This is a genomic window from uncultured Campylobacter sp., assembly GCF_937949835.1.
Lineage (GTDB): Bacteria > Campylobacterota > Campylobacteria > Campylobacterales > Campylobacteraceae > Campylobacter_B.
Map to the genome: position 1 here is coordinate 1 of NZ_CALEDC010000230.1, position 2,454 is coordinate 2,454.

At 47.7% G+C, this 2,454-nt stretch carries 4 protein-coding genes; 2 read left to right on the forward strand and 2 right to left on the reverse strand.

The genetic code is table 11. From position 1 onward, the window contains the following. Together tsaE and Q0256_RS05235 are read right to left on the reverse strand one after the other, a co-directional pair. Positions 1-295 (reverse strand): tRNA (adenosine(37)-N6)-threonylcarbamoyltransferase complex ATPase subunit type 1 TsaE (tsaE, locus tag Q0256_RS05230; RefSeq protein ID WP_297960769.1); only part of this gene is annotated, 295 nt, incomplete at its 3' end. Next, positions 279-524: a S4 domain-containing protein gene (locus Q0256_RS05235; RefSeq protein ID WP_295152076.1), complete on the reverse strand. Its 246-nt coding sequence runs from the start codon at positions 522-524 to the stop codon at positions 279-281. The genes tsaE and Q0256_RS05235, both read right to left, overlap by 17 nt. A gap of 88 nt (positions 525-612) precedes the next feature. On the opposite strand from Q0256_RS05235, the gene Q0256_RS05240 reads away from it, so the two are divergent. Further along, positions 613-1,833, forward strand: coding sequence for an argininosuccinate synthase (locus Q0256_RS05240; RefSeq protein WP_297960772.1), 1,221 nt, complete (start codon positions 613-615; stop codon positions 1,831-1,833). Positions 1,834-2,005: 172 nt separating this feature from the next. Continuing rightward, positions 2,006-2,449 (forward strand): 50S ribosomal protein L9, encoded by a 444-nt coding sequence (gene rplI, locus Q0256_RS05245; RefSeq protein WP_297960775.1) that lies wholly within the window; start codon positions 2,006-2,008, stop codon positions 2,447-2,449. Positions 2,450-2,454 lie beyond the last annotated feature (5 nt).

Genomic DNA, 2,454 nt, shown 5'->3' on the forward strand with positions numbered 1-2,454 from the left:
CGATCAGATGAAGCCCCTCTTCAAATAAATTTTCAAATAGCCCGTTTTTTAAAATCCCCTCACAGCCACCGTTATAGATGTCGTAATGATAAATTTCGCCGTAGTTTTGCATGATCGAAAACGTAGGCGAGCTTACATGCTCGTCTAGTCCGTGCGCTCGCACGATCGCGCGCGCAAGCGTCGTTTTGCCGCTGGCAAGATCGCCGATTAGCAATATTATGCCGCTTTTTGGCAGAGCCTGCACGAGGCGCGAAATTTCATCCTCGCCGCAGAGCAGTTCAAAGCTCTTGGACATACTTTGCCTGCTCGCTTTTGGGCGTATTTTTCGCGCTAGGAAAGGCTAGGACTTTAAAGCTTTGTTTTCTATCTAAAAAGCTTATTGTGATTACATCGCCGATTTTAAGCTCTTTGGCGGGCTTTGCTACGACGCCGTTTACGGCTACGACGCCGCTTTTGCACATATCTTCGCTGATGGCGCGCCGCTTGGTGATATTGACTGCGTTTAAAAATTTATCGATTCTCATAAGCGTGAGTTTAGCGATATTTGCCTTAAAAGCAACTATTAAACTATTTTTGGTAGAATTTCGCCAAATTTTACGTAAAGGATTTGAGATGGCAAAAGATGTAAAAAAGGTCGTTTTGGCGTATTCTGGAGGACTTGATACTAGCATTATTTTAAAGTGGCTCGGCGATACTTACGGCTGCGATGTGGTGACTTTCACCGCAGATATCGGTCAGAATGAGGATTTGGAGCCTATCAAAAACAAAGCCGTGAAACTGGGCATCAAAAAGGAAAATATCTTCGTAGAGGATCTGCGCGAGGAATTTGTGCGAGATTACGTATTTCCGATGTTTCGCGCAAATGCCGTCTATGAGGGCGAGTATCTTTTAGGCACATCGATCGCGCGCCCGCTGATTGCTAAAAAGCTGGTCGAAATTGCTAAAAAAACCGGCGCGGACGCCATAAGCCACGGTGCGACCGGCAAGGGTAACGACCAGGTTCGTTTCGAGCTTGGCGCATACGCGCTAAATCCCGATATTAAAGTGATTGCGCCGTGGAGGCTGTGGGATCTGAACTCTCGCGAGAAGCTGCTTGCTTATGCTAAGAAAAACGGCATCGACATCGCCTCAAAGCCCGGCAAATCGCCGTATTCGATGGATGCGAATATCCTTCACATCTCCTACGAGGGCTTGGTGCTGGAAGATCCCGCCCATGCGCCTGAAGAGGATATGTGGCGATGGACCGTAAGCCCTAAAAATGCGCCCGATAAGAGCGAGATCATCGAGATCGAATATAAGCACGGTGATCCCGTAAAACTAAATGGCAAAGCGCTTAAGCCGCACGAGATACTAGCTGCGCTTAACGAACTTGGCGCTAAAAACGGCATCGGCAGGCTCGATCTAGTAGAAAATCGCTACGTCGGCATGAAGAGCCGCGGCTGCTACGAAACTCCGGGCGGCACGATCATGCTAAAGGCTCACCGCGCGATCGAGAGCATCACGCTAGATCGCGGCGCGGCGCATCTAAAAGACGATCTGATGCCGCGCTACGCCGAGCTTATCTACAACGGTTTTTGGTTCAGCCCTGAGCGCTTGCTGCTTCAAGAGCTGATAAATAAATCCCAAGAGCACGTAAACGGCAAGGTTAAGCTAGAGCTTTATAAGGGCAACGTGACCGTGCTAGGCAGAGAAAGCAAGAGCGATAGCTTGTTTAATACCGATTTTGTGACGTTTGAAGAGGACAAAGTTTTCAATCAAAAAGACGGCGACGGATTTATCAAACTAAGCGCGCTAAGATTTATCATCGCGGGCAAGAACGGACGCAAGCTTTAGCTGAAATTTTGCCGCACGGCGGATGGGCGAATTTCACAAAACGAAATTTTAAAATTTATCGAAAAAGCGCGAGCGGCTGCGGGCAAATTTTATGAAATTTCACTAAATTTCAGATCCGCCCGCGCCGCTATAAAATTTTATAAATTTAAAGCTAAATTTAAAAGGATAATGGATGAAAGTATTACTGATCAAAGACGTTAAGGGGCTCGGAAAGGCGGGCGAGATAAAAGAGGTCAAGGACGGCTACGGCAACAACTTCCTAATCGGCAAGGGTTACGCCAAAGCCGCTACGACGGAGGTTTTGCGTAAATTTGAAGCGGATAAGAAAAAGCAAGCCGAGCTAGAAAAATACGAGGTCGCGAGCTTACAAAAGCTGGCCGAGGAGCTAGCCAAGATCCGCGTAAAGATCGTAAAACAGACGGGCGAGAGCGGCGCGCTTTTCGGCTCGGTGACCAAAGATGAGATCGCAACCGCGCTAAAAGAGCAAAAGGGGATCGAAATCGATAAGAAAATTTTAGAGACCGAAGCTATCAAAACGACCGGGATCTACGACGTAAATGCCAAGCTAAAGCACGGCATAAGCGCTAAATTTGAGATAGAGGTGGCTAGTGTTTGAAGCGA

Bases quoted from the DNA above. Each gene is read 5' to 3' on its own strand.
- Q0256_RS05235 (WP_295152076.1), bottom strand. From the start codon at position 524: ATGAGAATCGATAAATTTTTAAACGCAGTCAATATCACCAAGCGGCGC.
- Q0256_RS05240 (WP_297960772.1), top strand. From the start codon at position 613: ATGGCAAAAGATGTAAAAAAGGTCGTTTTGGCGTATTCTGGAGGACTT.
- rplI (WP_297960775.1), top strand. From the start codon at position 2,006: ATGAAAGTATTACTGATCAAAGACGTTAAGGGGCTCGGAAAGGCGGGC.